Raw genomic sequence first — 14,461 nt, 5'->3', positions numbered from 1 at the left:
GCGCGGCCCCGTCCTACAGCTCCGCGAGCAGCTGCGCCTTCTTCGCGCTGAACTCGTCGTCCGTCACCAGTCCGGCCTGATGCAGCTCGCCCAGGTGGTGTATCCGCTCGGCGATGTCCGCCGGGTCCCGCCGCCCCGCGCCGACCAGGACGGGCTGCGAGGGGATCGACGCGCTCTGGGTGCGGCGTACGGACTCCAGGACGGCGGCGGCGAAGGGCAGCGACTCGTGCACCGGCCCGTAACCGAGGCCGAACAGGACGGCTGCCGGATCCTTGTCCGCGGCGGTGGGCGGGTTCGGCGCGCTCCCGGCTCCGGTCGCCGTGTCCGCCGCCGTGCGCGGCACCAGACGCAGGTAGCCGTCCAGCGCCTCGGGCGAGCGCCACTCGATTCCGGCCAGTTCGCTGACGCGGAACGTCTGGTCCCCGGCCTTCCACTTGGCGCTGGAGGCCCCGGTCCAGGACCACCGGAAGGAGACCCGCTCGCCGTCGAAGCCGGCCCGCCCGTCGTACGCCTTGAAGTGCAGCGGAGCCTCCGGGGCGGTCACCAGGAAGCGGTCGGCGGGCTCGTCGGCGGACGGCCCCAGCGCGGCGCGCAACTCGTCCGCGCAGTGCTCGGCGAGCAGCTCCCGGTCCGCCGGAAGCACCAGGCGATACGGGTCGCACCCCTCCTTGAGCTGCCCCGCGGCAGCCTCCATCACGGGGTCGGCACCCGGTCTCGGCACGGCACGCAGGACCACCGTGTCCCGCTTGCCCGGGGCCACCGTCACCGACGACAACGCCGCATGCGGGATGCGGCGCTCCCGCAGACTCTGCAGGAGCTTCGGTGTGCGGATGCCCCGTTCGAAGCGGATGAGAACGGAGTCGGTGTCGAACTCCCAGGTGGCATGAATTCCGGCCAGCACATCACCCATGTGCCACATCGTATGCGGCACGGGCCCGCACGTCCCCCCTCGGAGCAATTCCCACGGAACCGGTCCCGCGCGGGCCTCTACGCGCGTCAGGCGTCCTGCCCGCCGTAAATTCCGCTGTGGCAGGCCCCGTCGGCCGTCGCACACCGGATCGATCCGTACGCCCCGACGCCGATCGCGGCGAAGTTGCCCAGGCTCTCGGCTCCGGGTTGGAAATAGCCGCTGTGCCCCGCCGCGCCGGAGGCCGAGACGATCCGCGCGCCGAAGTCGGGGTTCACCGGGTCCGCCCCGTGCCCGATGCCGCCGACCTCCAGGTGCGGTACGTCCCCGATCCAGTCGTCCCGGTCCCGCGTGGCCCAGATCCGCGCCCCGGTCCGCAACTGCCCGGCGCTCCGCGCCCGCATCCCGGGGCTGCCCGCCACCGCGATGTCGGCCACCCGGTCCGAGACCCGGCGCGCGGCGACTCCGCACACCACCGAGCCGTAGCTGTGGCAGAACAGCGAGACCGTCGAGGCGCCGGGCAGCGCGCCGACCATCGCGTTCAGCCGGACGGCGCCGTCGGCGGCGAGCCCGCCGAGCGCGGCGTCCATGCCGAGACCGGCCGGGGCCGTGTAGTCGGCCCAGGCGATGACGGCGGTGCGGGTGCCGGGGGAGGCCGAGCGCTCCGCCCGGTACAGGGATTCGGCCATCCCGATGGGGGCGGCGTACGCGCGCTCCTCGCGCTCCAGGGTCAGCAGGTGGGTGTCGACGCCCGGCACGACCACCGAGACCCGGGAGGCCCGGTCGAGGTTCCCGAACACCTCGGCGGCGCGGCCCTTGCCGGACGGATCGAAGGCCAGGATCTGGCGGCCTTCCGCGAGCATCGACCGGAACCGCTCCAGCCGGAGCGACGCCTCCTCGCGCCCGGCCGCCGAGATCGCCGTGTCACGCAGCCGCCGTCTCTCCTCGGCTGCCGCCCGCTGGAGCGCCGACCGGTTGGCGCGGTAGCGCAGCGTGACCGGTGCGCCGTTGAGGTTCCCCACGATCGCCGGGTACTCGTCCGCGAGCGCGGCCTGCCGGTCGGACGTCAGCGTGGCGAAGAAGTGGGCCAGCCGGTAGGCCGGAGCGTCGACGTCCGGCAGCGGGTGGCCCGCAACGCGATCCCGTGCCCAGGAGGCGAGGGCCCGCTGTCCGGGCTCGTCGGAGCGCTGATGACTGACGGCGGACCAGCCCGTGGTCGCCAGCATCACGAACACCACCGCGACGGCGAGCAGCGCGCGCCATGCGGCCGACGTGGGTGAGGGGTCGAAGGAAGTCACTGCGCCACACCCTAAGGGCCCGCCCGCGATCCCCGGCGGGCGCGCGGCGAGAGCTACGACACCTCGCCGCGCCGCCAGTCGCTCGCGAGCGCCGGGACGAGGTGGTCCAGGTACTCCTGGGTGAGCCCGCGCAGCGATTCCACGCTCGGGTCCGGGCTCCGGCCCCAGAGCTGGCCGGTCACCCGGATCACGGAGGAGAACGCGGCGACGGCCACCCGCGGCCGGGGGTCGGTCCGCACGTCGAGGCCCTCGCGCTCCGCGATCAGCTCGACGACCTGGTTCTCCATGGCCACGCCGCGCTGGAGGTGGGCGGCGAACAGGTCCGGGGTGGACTCGACCATCTGGTACATCCGTATGTAGAGGTCGATGCTGACGACCTCCGACAACGTCTCGCCGATGCCGGCCCAGGCGGACATCATCGCCTGGCGCATGGCTTCGAGAGGCGCCTCGGCCGCGGGCCGCCGCCGCAGTTCGTCGATGAAACGGGACTCGATCATCTCCTGCACGGCGAAGGTCGTCTCCTCCTTGCTCGCGAAGTAGCGGAAGAAGGTGCGCTGGGAGACGTCCACCGCCTCGACGATCTCGTCGACGGTGGTCCGCTCGTACCCCTGTGTGGTGAACAATTCGAGGGCGGCGCGCAGGAGGGCGTCGCGGGTGCGCTGTTTCTTGCGTTCACGCAGTCCGGGCCGGGGGCCGGTTCGCTGCCCGTGCGTCACGTACCGATCCTCATTTCCACCAGTTCGTCCAGCCCGCCTGATCTGTGAGCTACATGACAGTTACTGTCTTGTGAATGTGTTTGTCAAATGTCAGCTACTGTCATTAGTCTGGCCGTATGAAAAGTCAGACTACCGTCGAGAAGGCGCCGCGGGAGCCCGAAGACAGCGTTGTACCCGCCCCGGCCAAGGGGCTCCGCGGCCACCCCTGGCTGACCCTCTTCTCCGTCGCCATCGGCGTGATGATGGTCGCACTGGACGGCACGATCGTCGCCATCGCGAACCCCGCGATCCAGAAGGACCTCGGCGCCTCGCTCGCCGACGTCCAGTGGATCACCAACGGCTACCTGCTCGCGCTCGCCGTCGCCCTGATCACGGCGGGCAAGCTCGGCGACCGGTTCGGCCACCGCCAGACCTTCCTGATCGGCATCGCGGGCTTCGCCCTCGCCTCCTGCGCGATCGGCCTCTCCAGCGAGATCACGCTGGTCATCCTCTTCCGCGTGCTCCAGGGCCTGTTCGGCGCACTGCTCATGCCGGCCGCGCTCGGCCTGCTGCGCGCCACGTTCCCCGCCGAGAAGCTGAACATGGCGATCGGCATCTGGGGCATGGTCATCGGCGCCTCCACGGCCGGCGGCCCCATCGTCGGCGGTCTGCTCGTCGAGCACGTGAGCTGGCAGTCCGTCTTCTTCATCAACGTGCCGGTCGGCGTCATCGCGCTCGTCTTCGGTCTGGTGATCCTCAAGGACCACCGCGCCGCCAACGCGCCGCGCTCCTTCGACGTCCTCGGCATCGTCATGCTCTCCGGCGCGATGTTCTCCCTCATCTGGGGCATCATCAAGGCCGGCGAGTCCTGGGGCTGGGGCGACGGCCGCACCTGGGCCTGGCTCGGCCTGGCGGCGGTGCTCTTCGTCGCCTTCGGCTTCTGGGAGACCAAGGTCAAGGAACCGCTCGTTCCGCTCGGGATGTTCCGCTCCATCCCGTTGACGGCCGGTGCCGTCCTCATGGTCCTCATGGCCTTCGCCTTCATGGGCGGCCTCTTCTTCGTGACGTTCTTCCTCCAGGGCGTCCACGGCATGAGCCCGGTCGAGAGCGGTCTGCACCTGCTGCCGCTCACCGCGATGATGATCGTCTCCTCGCCGGTGGCCGGTGTGCTCATCACCAAGTTCGGCCCGCGCGTCCCGCTGGTCGGCGGCATGGTCTTCACGGCCGTCGCGATGTTCGGCATGACCACGCTCAGCGAGAGCACCGGCGCCTTCGCCATGTCCCTCTGGTTCGCGCTGCTCGGCTGCGGCCTCGCCCCGGTCATGGTCGGTGCGACCGAGGTCATCGTCGGCAACGCGCCCATGGAGCTCTCCGGTGTCGCCGGCGGTCTCCAGCAGGCCGCGATGCAGGTCGGCGGCGCACTCGGCACCGCCGTCCTCGGCGCGGTCATGTCCTCCAAGGTCAGCTCCGACTTCGCGGGCAACTGGGCGAGCGCGGGCCTGCCCGGCAAGCCCGACCCGGCCCTGGAGGAGGCCGCCGAGTTCGGCATGGTCCCGGTCGACTCGCTCTCCAAGGCGCCCGGCATGACGCCGGACGTCATCGACCGCATCGGCGGAGTCATCCACGACACGTTCACGTCCGGTATGGGCCTGGCCTTCACCGTGGCGGGCATAGTCGCCGTGGTGGCCGCCCTGGTCGCCACCCTCACCAAGCGCGGCGAGAACGCCGAGGCGGGCGCCGGGATGGGCCACATCTGACCGGCGGGGCGGGCCCGGCACCGGCCCGCCCCACCCGGTCGAGAACGTCAACACCACGCACGCCACAGCCCCGCCGAACCCTTTCGGCGGGGCTGTCGCCTATCAGGGTGGTGCGCCCCGGACACCTCTTCTCCCGGCGCCGAGGAGCGGGTCAGGGTGGGCGGGACAGCACAGCACCACCACGGGGGTTGATCCACCATGCGTACGACCGTTCTCGTCGCCGCCCTGGCCATGACGGCGCTCGTCCCGTCCGCCACCGCCCTGGCCCCGGACCGGGCCGCCGCGGCGGCCCGGAAGCCGTCCGACATCCGCCTCGGGGCCTGTGAGGCGGGTCGGCTCTGCCTCTGGAAGAAGCCCGACTTCACCGGAGTACGGCAGACCCACGAACTCTCCACCGTCGACATCGAGAGCTGCGTCCCGCTGCCCCGGGGCGGCGACGCCCAGTCCCTCGCCAACCGCACCGGCCGGCCCGTCACCACCTACCAGTCCGCCGAATGCGCCGAGACCGGCGAGTTCGAGACGTACCCGGGCAGCGGGGCCTGGGTGCCCCGCTCGCCGTACCAGGTGCGGGCCTTCAAGATCTGGGAGAACTGACGGCCCGCCGCGCACCCGGCGGACGCCGAAGGGCGGCGGAGCCACCGGCCCCGCCGCCCTTCGTCCCTCGAACGCCCGCCGGGCAACCGCCGGACGCCCGCCGATCCGCGTTACGCGTCGCCGCCCGCCGCGCCCGGGTCGGCCGCGGTCACGTCCAGGAGGTCGTAGCGGTCCACCGCCGTCTTCAGCGCCGACCGGTCGACCTTGCCCTCCTTCGCCAGCTCGGTGAGCACCGCCAGCACGATCGACTGCGCGTCGATGTGGAAGAAGCGGCGGGCCGCGCCACGGGTGTCGGCGAAGCCGAAGCCGTCCGCGCCCAGCGACTGGTACGGACCGGGCACCCAGCGCGCGATCTGGTCCGGCACCGAACGCATCCAGTCCGAGACCGCCACGAACGGCCCCTGCGCTCCGTCGAGTTTGCGCGTCACGTACGGCACGCGCTGCTCCTCCTCCGGGTGCAGCAGGTTGTGCCGCTCCACGTCCACGGCCTCGCGCCGCAGCTCGTTCCAGGAGGTCGCCGACCAGACGTCCGCCCTCACGTTCCACTCCTCGGCGAGGATGCGCTGCGCTTCCAGCGCCCACGGGACCGCGACGCCGGACGCCATGATCTGGGCCGGGATCTCGCCCTTCTCGCCGGTGCTGAAGCGGTGGATGCCCTTGAGGATGCCCTCGACGTCCACGTCCGCCGGCTCGGCCGGGTGCTGGATCGGCTCGTTGTAGACGGTGAGGTAGTAGAAGACGTCCTCGTTCTCCTCGGGCGTCCCGCCGTACATCCGGCGCAGACCGTCCTTGACGATGTGCGCGATCTCGAAGCCGTAGGCCGGGTCGTACGCGACACAGCCCGGGTTCGTCGAGGCGAGCAGCTGCGAGTGGCCGTCCGCGTGCTGAAGGCCCTCGCCGGTCAGCGTCGTGCGCCCGGCGGTCGCGCCCAGCACGAAGCCCCGCGCGAGCTGGTCGGCCATCTGCCAGAACTGGTCGCCGGTGCGCTGGAACCCGAACATCGAGTAGAAGACGTACACCGGGATCAGCGGCTCGCCGTGCGTCGCGTACGCCGAGCCGGCCGCGATCAGCGAGGCCGTGCAGCCGGCCTCGGAGATGCCGTCGTGCAGCATCTGGCCGGTCGGCGACTCCTTGTACGCGAGCAGCAGCTCCCGGTCGACCGCCTCGTACTGCTGACCGAGCGGGTTGTAGATCTTCGCACTCGGGAAGAAGGCGTCCATGCCGAAGGTGCGGTACTCGTCGGGCGCGATCAGCACGAAACGCTTGCCGATCTCCTTGTCCCGCATGAGGTCCTTCAGGATGCGGACGAACGCCATGGTCGTGGCGATCGACTGCTGGCCCGAACCCTTCTTCGCAGCCGCGTACGTCTTGTCGTCGGGCTGCGGCAGCGGCTTCGCCCGCACCACGCGCGTCGGGACGTAACCGCCCAGACTCTCGCGGCGGTCGTGCATGTACTGGATCTCCTCCGAGTCGCGGCCCGGGTGGTAGTAGGGCGGATAGCCCTCGTCCAGCTGCTTGTCGGTGATCGGGATGTGCAGCCGGTCGCGGAACCGCTTCAGGTCCTCGACCGTGAGCTTCTTCATCTGGTGCGTGGCGTTGCGGCCCTCGAAGTTCGGGCCGAGCGTCCAGCCCTTGACCGTCTGCGCGAGGATCACCGTCGGCTGGCCCTTGTGCGCCTTGGCCGCCGCGTAGGCCGCGTACACCTTGCGGTGGTCGTGACCGCCGCGTCCCAGGTGCAGGATCTGCTGGTCGGACATGTCCTTGACCATCTCGCGCAGCCGCGGGTCGTCACCGAAGAAGTGCTCGCGGATGTACGCGCCGGTCTCGGTGGCGTACGTCTGGAACTGCCCGTCCGGCGTGGTGTTCAGCCGGTTGACCAGGATGCCCGTGCGGTCCTGCGCCAGCAGCGGATCCCAGGAGCGGTCCCAGACCAGCTTGATGACGTTCCAGCCGGCGCCCCGGAACTGCGACTCCAGCTCCTGGATGATCTTGCCGTTGCCGCGTACCGGCCCGTCCAGGCGCTGGAGGTTGCAGTTGACGACGAAGGTCAGGTTGTCCAGGCCCTCGCGGGCGGCGATGGACAGCTGGCCCAGCGACTCCGGCTCGTCCATCTCGCCGTCGCCCAGGTAGGCCCAGACGTGCGACGCGGAGGTGTCGGCGATGCCGCGCGCCTCCATGTAGCGGTTCATCCGGGCCTGGTAGATGGCGCCGAGCGGGCCGAGGCCCATGGAGACCGTCGGGAACTCCCAGAAGTCCGGCATCAGCCGCGGGTGCGGATAGCTGGACAGCCCGTTCGGGGCCTTCGACTTCTCCTGGCGGAAGGCGTCCAGCTGGGCCTCGCTCAGCCGGTCCAGCAGGAAGGCGCGGGCGTAGATGCCCGGGGAGGCGTGCCCCTGGAAGAAGATCTGGTCGCCGCCGTCGCCCCGGTCCTTGCCCCGGAAGAAGTGGTTGAAGCCGACGTCGTAGAGCGAGGCGGACGACGCGAAGGTGGCGATGTGGCCGCCGACGCCGATCCCGGGCCGCTGGGCGCGCGAGACCATCACCGCGGCGTTCCAGCGGGTCGCGTTGAGGACCTTGCGTTCGATCTCCTCGTCGCCGGGGAAGAACGGCTCGTCCTTCGTGGCGATCGTGTTCACGTAGTCCGTGCTGCGCATCTCCGGCACCGCCACGCGCTTCTCCCGCGCGCGCTCGATGAGCCGGAGCATCAGGTAGCGGGCCCGCTCACGGCCGCGCTCGTCGACGGCGGCGTCGAGGGAGTCGAGCCATTCGCGGGTCTCCTCGGGATCGAAATCCGGGACCTGGCTCGGAAGGCCGCCAATGATGATCGGGTTGCGATCGGATCCGGAAGCCACACTGTTCCTTCGCTGTTCGGTGGTGCTCTACGGGGCCTGTTACGGGGAACGTACCCCCGGGTCATCGGTGTGTGCACCGTCTCCATCGTGCTACCGCGAAGGCCCGAACGTCATCTCTACCCCTCGGTAACCCCTGAGATGCGCAAAGTCTCCTCCGGAGCGCGGGTGTGGGCGGTACGCGGCTGGGTACGGGCAAACCGCAACCTTACGCCCAAGGCGTCCAAGCGTTCCCAAAGGCTGTTCGACTCCGATTGGCGGAGCGAAACGGCATAAGCTGAGGAAGGACGTAAACGGATGGGGTGACCGACGCGAAGCCCTATGGGGTGACCGGAGCGAACCTCTGAGGAGACATGCCGGAGCTTGCGGCGACGTGGCAGGGAACGTCACCGTTTAGGCGGTCTCGCACGCTGGGTACTTGCGCGATTCGCCGAGCCCGTGTGGACTACGGCCAACGCCCCGCGTACGCGCGTGGCTGAAGCATTTTCCGAAACATGATCAGGAGGCAACCCGTGAGCGCGACCGCGGACCACGCGGAGGAGCGGACCAACCCGGCAGCACGCCTGGGGTTCGAACCCGGACAGGTGGTCCAGGAGATCGGCTACGACGACGACGTCGAGCTGGAGCTCCGTGAGGGCATTGAGGCCACTACCGGCCAGGATCTCGTCGACGAGGACTACGACGACGTCGCCGACGTCGTCCTGCTCTGGTTCCGCGACGAGGACGGCGACCTTACGGACGCGCTGGTGGATGCCATTGGTCTGATCGAGGACGGCGGCACGGTCTGGCTGATGACGCCGAAGACCGGCCGTGACGGCTACGTCGAACCGAGCGACATCAACGAGGCTGCCCAGACAGCCGGTCTCGCCCAGACCAAGAGCATCAGCGCGGGCAAGGACTGGACGGGCAGCCGTCTGGTCACCCCCAAGGGGGCCAAGGCCAAGCGCTGAACCACTCTCACCATCCGGGGCCCCCGTCCGACGTCCACCCGTCGCCGGGGGCCTTCGTACGCCCCGCGCCGGGCGGCCCGCGACCGCTGCGTAGGCTGGGTGCCACCCGGCGGACCGGACCGGGACAACGGAGACTGGCGAAGGGATGCGTGTTCCATGACGATCGAGGTCGGCGCCGAAGCCCCGGATTTCGAACTGAAGGACAACCACGGCCGCACCGTGAGGCTCTCGGACTTCCGGGGCCCCGACGGCAAGAACGTCGTGCTGGTCTTCTACCCGTTCGCCTTCACCGGCGTCTGCACCGGCGAGCTGTGCGCGCTCCGCGACGAGCTGCCCCGCTTCGAGAACGCCGGCACGCAACTGCTCGCCGTCTCCAACGACTCCGTCCCCACCCTGCGGGTCTTCGGCGAGCAGGAGGGGCTGGAGTACCCGCTGCTCTCGGACTTCTGGCCGCACGGGGAGACCTCGCGCGCCTACGGCGTCTTCGACGAGGACAAGGGCTGCGCGGTGCGCGGCACCTTCGTCATCGACCGGACCGGCGTGGTCCGCTGGAGCGTCGTCAACGGCCTGCCGGACGCCCGCGACCTCAACGACTACGTCAAGGCCCTCGAAGCGCTCTGACCGGCCGGTCCGGGGCTTCGGGCCAGGACGGCGCGGGCTGCCCGGACCGGGCGGGTCCGCTTCCCGGATCCGGTCGATCTCCCGGCGACGCCCGGCCAAAAGCCTGTTTTGGCCGGGAACCGGTCACTAGGATCGAATCGTTGATCCGATACCGACGAACGATGGGGACGCTGGTATCCGCCGGCCCCTGGAAACTTATGGAGGACTCGTGGGAGTCAGCCTCAGCAAGGGCGGCAACGTCTCGCTGACCAAGGCCGCGCCCAACCTGACCGCGGTCATCGTGGGTCTGGGCTGGGACGCCCGCACCACCACCGGTGGTGACTTCGACCTCGACGCCAGCGCGCTGCTGACGAACGCCGAGGGCAAGGTCGGCAGCGACGGCAACTTCGTCTTCTTCAACAACCTCAAGAGCCCGGACGGCTCCGTCGAGCACACCGGCGACAACCTCACCGGTGAGGGCGAGGGCGACGACGAGGTCATCAAGGTGAACCTCGCCGGCGTCCCGGCCGACGTCGACAAGATCGTCTTCCCGGTCTCGATCTACGAGGCCGAGAGCCGCCAGCAGAGCTTCGGTCAGGTCCGCAACGCGTACATCCGCGTGGTCAACCAGGCCGACGGCCAGGAGCTGGCCCGCTACGACCTGAGCGAGGACGCCTCGACGGAGACCGCGATGGTCTTCGGCGAGCTCTACCGCAACGGCGCCGAGTGGAAGTTCCGCGCCATCGGCCAGGGCTACGCCTCCGGCCTGCGCGGCATCGCCCAGGACTTCGGCGTCAACGTCTGACCGGGCGCCTCGCGCGCCCACTCGCTCCACCACGCCCGGCGCCGCATCTGTGCGGCGCCGGACGCGCTCGACCGGGCGCCTTCGACGTCCGAGCACGGGCGTCGAAGGCGCCCGGCTGCGTTTCCGCACGACACGGGTTTGACACGACACGGGGAGGACACACATGGGCGTCACGCTCGCCAAGGGAGGCAACGTCTCCCTCTCCAAGGCCGCACCCGACCTCACCCAGGTACTGGTCGGGCTCGGCTGGGACGCGCGCTCCACCACCGGAGCCGACTTCGACCTCGACGCCAGCGCGCTGCTGTGCGGGTCGGGCCGGGTGCTGGGCGACGAGTGGTTCGTCTTCTACAACAACCTCACCAGCCCGGACGGCTCCGTCGAGCACACCGGCGACAACCTCACGGGCGCGGGAGACGGCGACGACGAGTCCGTCATCGTCCGACTCGACCAGGTGCCCGCCCACTGCGACAAGATCGTCTTTCCGGTCTCCATCCATGACGCCGACAACCGGGGCCAGGCGTTCGGTCAGGTCAGCAACGCCTTCATCCGCGTGGTCAACCAGGCCGACGGCCAGGAGTTGGCCCGCTACGACCTGAGCGAGGACGCCTCGACGGAGACGGCCATGATCTTCGGCGAGCTCTACCGCTACCAGGGCGAATGGAAGTTCCGAGCGGTCGGACAGGGGTACGCGTCAGGTCTGCGGGGCATCGCTCTAGACTTCGGCGTCAACGTTTCGTAACGCCGCGCTCGGCGCGGGGGAGCCCCGTACACACCGGGGGAGACCCTTACATAAAGACGATGGGGTAGCCAGTGGTTCTGAAAACCTTCGGCTGGTCGTTCGCGGTCACCGCGCTCGGCCTGGTCGCAGCGGTTCTCTACGGGGGGTGGCAGGCCTTCGGTATCGTCGCGATCCTGTCGGTCCTGGAGATCTCGCTGTCCTTCGACAACGCGGTGATCAACGCCGGAATCCTGAAGAAGATGAACGCCTTCTGGCAGAAGATCTTCCTCACCATCGGCATCCTCATCGCCGTCTTCGGTATGCGACTGGTGTTCCCCGTCGTGATCGTGGCCGTGAGCGCACAGCTCGGGCCCATCGAGGCCATCGACCTCTCCTTCAACGATCCCGACAAGTACAAGGAACTGGTCACGGACGCCCATCCGTCGATCGCCGCCTTCGGTGGCATGTTCCTCCTGATGATCTTCCTCGACTTCATCTTCGAGGACCGTGACATCCAGTGGCTGCGCTGGATCGAGCGCCCGCTCGCCAAGCTCGGCAAGGTCGACATGCTGTCGGTCTGCGTCGCGCTGATCGTCCTGCTGATCGCCGCCCTGACCGTCGCCACCCAGGCCCACCAGCACGGCGGCGGGCACGTGGACAAGTCGTCGACCGTCATGCTCTCCGGCATCGCCGGTCTGATCACGTACCTGGTCGTCGGCGGGCTCTCCGGATTCTTCGAGGGCAAGCTCGAACAGGAGGAGGAGCGCGAGCACGAGGCCGAGGAAGAGGCCAAGCGGACGGGCAAGCCCGTCACCGGTGTCGCCCTCGCCGGAAAGGCGGCGTTCTTCCTCTTCCTCTACCTGGAGGTCCTGGACGCCTCGTTCTCCTTCGACGGCGTCATCGGCGCGTTCGCCATCACCAACGAGATCGTGCTCATGGCCCTCGGCCTCGGCATAGGAGCGATGTACGTCCGTTCGCTCACCGTCTACCTGGTGCGGCAGGGCACGTTGGACGACTACGTCTACCTGGAGCACGGCGCGCACTACGCGATCGGCGCGCTCTCCGTCATCCTGCTGGTCACCATCCAGTACGAGATCAACGAGATCATCACCGGCCTGATCGGCGTGGTCCTGATCGGTCTGTCCTTCTGGTCCTCGGTCCGCCGCAACAAGGCCCTCGCCGCGGCCGGCGGAGACGGGGCGGACAGCCACGGTTCCCAGGCGGAAGTCTCCTCCGGGGTGTGACCCGGCGGGGATTGAGGAACGCTCTCTGCGGGGCGGCCCAACACGGCGACGGCTCTCCGGGACTCCCGGAACCGGCCCGGGTGGCCGCCCCGCGGTGATGTGCGGGCAGGAGCGGGGCAGAGAGCGGGACAGGTGGGGGTTGGGATGGGTTTCTTCGACGGCCTGTGGCCGGGGCGTGCGGCGCAGTTCGACTCGGGCAATTCCACGTCGAGCGCCATCGTGCTGTCCAAACGGAACGCCACGGTCTCGCTGAACAAGCAGGGAGCCCTGTCGGGCAACCTCCGGGTGAACCTCTCCTGGCGGATGCGGACCTCGGACCTGGAGGGGCGCTCGCGCCAGAGCGGCCGGTTGTTGAACCCGCTGAAGTTCTTCCAGCCCGACGTCGTCCAGGCGCACACCCAGGGCATGGTCAACGTCGACCTCGACCTCGGCTGCATGTACGAGTTGATGGACGGCACCAAGGGCGTCGTGCAGCCCCTCGGCAACCTGATCGGCGATCTGAACGGCCCGCCCTACGTCCGGCTCAGCGGCGACGACCGGTTCGGCGCACCCTCCGGCGAGACCGTCTACGTCAACCTCGACCAGTGCGACCAGATCAAGCGGCTGCTGTTCTTCGTCTACATCTACGACCGGACGCCCGCGTTCGACCGTACGCACGCCAAGGTCACGCTCTATCCGGGCAACGGCCCGCGGATCGAGATCGAACTGGACGAGCGCGCGCCGCAGGCCCGTTCCTGCGCGGTGTTCACCGTGGAGAACGTCAAGGGCGAGCTGATCGTGCGACGCGAGGTGAAGTTCGTCTACGGATTCCAGTCGGAGCTGGACCGGCTCTACGGCTACGGCATGCAGTGGGGGCGCGGGTAACAAGTCCCAGTCCCGCACCTGAACGCCCCGATGCGCTCGGCGCGGGCCTGCACGGGGGCACGGCGTCCGCAGCCGCCGCGGGCCGCCCGGCGGCCTCAGGACCGGACGAACTGCGGACCTTGCGGAGGCAGGACGAAGTGCGGGTCGGGGGCGTGCGGGGCCGCCGCGGCCGGCTGCGGGTACCCGTACCCGGTACCCGCGGCGGCGGCCTGCGGATAGCCGTACCCGGTCGGCGCGGCGGCGGGCGGTGGATAGCCGTACGCGGGCTGCGGCGGCGCCGGGGCGGGCCCCGGGGGCGCTACCGGCGGCGGGTAGCCGTAGGCGGGCCGGCGGTGCTGCACGGTGGCCTGGGATTCGGGGGCGGGAGCGCCGGCGACAGGCGGCTCGGTGGGCCGCGGCGGCAGGGCGGGCCCCGGCCCGGACACCGGCCGCACGGCCGTGGGCTCCTCGGCAGCGGCGTCGGCACCTGTGTCGGCGGCCCCTGATCCGGCTCCGGCTCCGGCTCCGGCTCCGGCTCCGGCTCCGGCTCCGGCCTCCGACTCGTCGACCGAGATGCCGAAGGCGGTCGCCAGCCCGATCAGACCGGTCGGATAGCCCTGCCCGACCGCCCGGAACTTCCAGCCCTCACCGCGGCGGTAGAGCTCGCCGCAGATGATCGCCGTCTCCTCGCCGGTCTCCGGCCGCACCTCGAAGACCGCCAGCGGATCGCCGTCGGCCGCGGCGGCGTCGTAGAGGAGTACCCGCAGGTCCGGGACGCTCTGGAAGGCCGCGCCGTCGGAGGAGGCGGCGATGACCACCTGGTCGACCGAGGCGTCCAGCCGGCCGAGGTCCGCCTCGACCGTGTCGGTCAGCCCCTCGGCGACACTGCGCTTGGGCAGCCGGCGCACCAGGCCGGAGGGGTGGCGCGGCTGGTTGTAGAAGACGAAGTCCTCGTCGGACCGCACACGGCCCGAGGCCCCGAGAAGCAGGGCGGAGGCGTCCACGTCGGGGACTCCGGCGCCGGGGGTCCAGCGCAGCACCGCCCGCACGGCCATGGCGTCGACGGGGACGTTCGAGCCCTTCAGCATCGTGTGCGTCATGCCCGTCATCCTGCCTGCTGGGAGGCTGTGCGGACAACGTGGGGGCGGCGCGGCCCGTGTCCCGCGCCCTCCGGCGGAGGCGTGAAGCTACCGCGAGGAGA

13 protein-coding genes are annotated in these 14,461 nt (G+C 70.1%); 8 read left to right on the top strand and 5 right to left on the bottom strand.

From position 1 onward, the window contains the following. Nucleotides 1-13: 13 nt before the first annotated feature. The 3 genes from EES43_RS07965 to EES43_RS07955 all read right to left on the bottom strand — a co-directional run bounded on the left by EES43_RS07965 (nucleotide 14) and on the right by EES43_RS07955 (nucleotide 2,921). Nucleotides 14-910: a DUF4429 domain-containing protein gene (locus EES43_RS07965; RefSeq protein ID WP_124268073.1), complete on the bottom strand. Its 897-nt coding sequence runs from the start codon at nucleotides 908-910 to the stop codon at nucleotides 14-16. Between the two features lie 86 nt (nucleotides 911-996). Then, on the bottom strand, nucleotides 997-2,205 hold the full coding sequence (locus EES43_RS07960) for an alpha/beta hydrolase (protein WP_124268072.1): 1,209 nt from the start codon (nucleotides 2,203-2,205) through the stop codon (nucleotides 997-999). A gap of 53 nt (nucleotides 2,206-2,258) precedes the next feature. Then, a complete protein-coding gene (locus EES43_RS07955) occupies nucleotides 2,259-2,921 on the bottom strand; it encodes a TetR/AcrR family transcriptional regulator (RefSeq protein ID WP_124268071.1) in 663 nt (220 codons plus the stop codon). Between the two features lie 116 nt (nucleotides 2,922-3,037). On the opposite strand from EES43_RS07955, the gene EES43_RS07950 reads away from it, so the two are divergent. Then, nucleotides 3,038-4,657, top strand: a complete 1,620-nt coding sequence (locus EES43_RS07950) for an MFS transporter (protein WP_124268070.1) — start codon at nucleotides 3,038-3,040, stop codon at nucleotides 4,655-4,657. A 198-nt stretch (nucleotides 4,658-4,855) separates the two neighbouring features. Beyond that, complete coding sequence (locus tag EES43_RS07945) at nucleotides 4,856-5,251, top strand: peptidase inhibitor family I36 protein (protein ID WP_124268069.1); 396 nt, start codon at nucleotides 4,856-4,858, stop codon at nucleotides 5,249-5,251. Nucleotides 5,252-5,361: 110 nt separating this feature from the next. Here the strand turns inward: EES43_RS07945 and aceE are convergent, their stop codons facing one another. Beyond that, nucleotides 5,362-8,103: a pyruvate dehydrogenase (acetyl-transferring), homodimeric type gene (aceE, locus tag EES43_RS07940; protein WP_124268068.1), complete on the bottom strand. Its 2,742-nt coding sequence runs from the start codon at nucleotides 8,101-8,103 to the stop codon at nucleotides 5,362-5,364. A gap of 509 nt (nucleotides 8,104-8,612) precedes the next feature. Here aceE and EES43_RS07935 point away from each other — a divergent pair. The 6 genes from EES43_RS07935 to EES43_RS07910 all read left to right on the top strand — a co-directional run bounded on the left by EES43_RS07935 (nucleotide 8,613) and on the right by EES43_RS07910 (nucleotide 13,281). Continuing rightward, nucleotides 8,613-9,050 carry a DUF3052 domain-containing protein gene (locus EES43_RS07935; RefSeq protein WP_124268067.1) on the top strand — a complete coding sequence of 146 codons (438 nt, stop codon included), beginning with the start codon at nucleotides 8,613-8,615 and terminating at the stop codon, nucleotides 9,048-9,050. Between the two features lie 156 nt (nucleotides 9,051-9,206). Beyond that, complete coding sequence (locus tag EES43_RS07930) at nucleotides 9,207-9,671, top strand: peroxiredoxin (RefSeq protein WP_124268066.1); 465 nt, start codon at nucleotides 9,207-9,209, stop codon at nucleotides 9,669-9,671. Between the two features lie 208 nt (nucleotides 9,672-9,879). Continuing rightward, nucleotides 9,880-10,455, top strand: a complete 576-nt coding sequence (locus EES43_RS07925; protein ID WP_124268065.1) for a TerD family protein — start codon at nucleotides 9,880-9,882, stop codon at nucleotides 10,453-10,455. 163 nt (nucleotides 10,456-10,618) lie between these two features. Continuing rightward, nucleotides 10,619-11,194 (top strand): TerD family protein, encoded by a 576-nt coding sequence (locus EES43_RS07920; RefSeq protein ID WP_124268064.1) that lies wholly within the window; start codon nucleotides 10,619-10,621, stop codon nucleotides 11,192-11,194. 71 nt (nucleotides 11,195-11,265) lie between these two features. Then, nucleotides 11,266-12,417: a DUF475 domain-containing protein gene (locus EES43_RS07915; protein ID WP_124268063.1), complete on the top strand. Its 1,152-nt coding sequence runs from the start codon at nucleotides 11,266-11,268 to the stop codon at nucleotides 12,415-12,417. Nucleotides 12,418-12,561: 144 nt separating this feature from the next. Continuing rightward, nucleotides 12,562-13,281: a TerD family protein gene (locus tag EES43_RS07910; RefSeq protein ID WP_124268062.1), complete on the top strand. Its 720-nt coding sequence runs from the start codon at nucleotides 12,562-12,564 to the stop codon at nucleotides 13,279-13,281. 95 nt (nucleotides 13,282-13,376) lie between these two features. Here the strand turns inward: EES43_RS07910 and EES43_RS07905 are convergent, their stop codons facing one another. Further along, nucleotides 13,377-14,369, bottom strand: coding sequence for a TerD family protein (locus EES43_RS07905; protein ID WP_124268061.1), 993 nt, complete (start codon nucleotides 14,367-14,369; stop codon nucleotides 13,377-13,379). Nucleotides 14,370-14,461 lie beyond the last annotated feature (92 nt).

Source organism: Streptomyces sp. ADI96-02 (genome assembly GCF_003846185.1).
Classification (GTDB): domain Bacteria; phylum Actinomycetota; class Actinomycetes; order Streptomycetales; family Streptomycetaceae; genus Streptomyces.
Note: the sequence above shows the minus strand (reverse complement) of the source record. Positions and strands in the feature narration are given on the sequence as shown.

Coding starts and splice junctions, on each gene's coding strand:
- EES43_RS07965 (WP_124268073.1), bottom strand. CDS start 910: ATGGGTGATGTGCTGGCCGGAATTCATGCCACCTGGGAGTTCGACACC.
- EES43_RS07950 (WP_124268070.1), top strand. CDS start 3,038: ATGAAAAGTCAGACTACCGTCGAGAAGGCGCCGCGGGAGCCCGAAGAC.
- EES43_RS07945 (WP_124268069.1), top strand. CDS start 4,856: ATGCGTACGACCGTTCTCGTCGCCGCCCTGGCCATGACGGCGCTCGTC.
- EES43_RS07930 (WP_124268066.1), top strand. CDS start 9,207: ATGACGATCGAGGTCGGCGCCGAAGCCCCGGATTTCGAACTGAAGGAC.
- EES43_RS07920 (WP_124268064.1), top strand. CDS start 10,619: ATGGGCGTCACGCTCGCCAAGGGAGGCAACGTCTCCCTCTCCAAGGCC.
- EES43_RS07910 (WP_124268062.1), top strand. CDS start 12,562: ATGGGTTTCTTCGACGGCCTGTGGCCGGGGCGTGCGGCGCAGTTCGAC.
- EES43_RS07905 (WP_124268061.1), bottom strand. CDS start 14,369: ATGACGGGCATGACGCACACGATGCTGAAGGGCTCGAACGTCCCCGTC.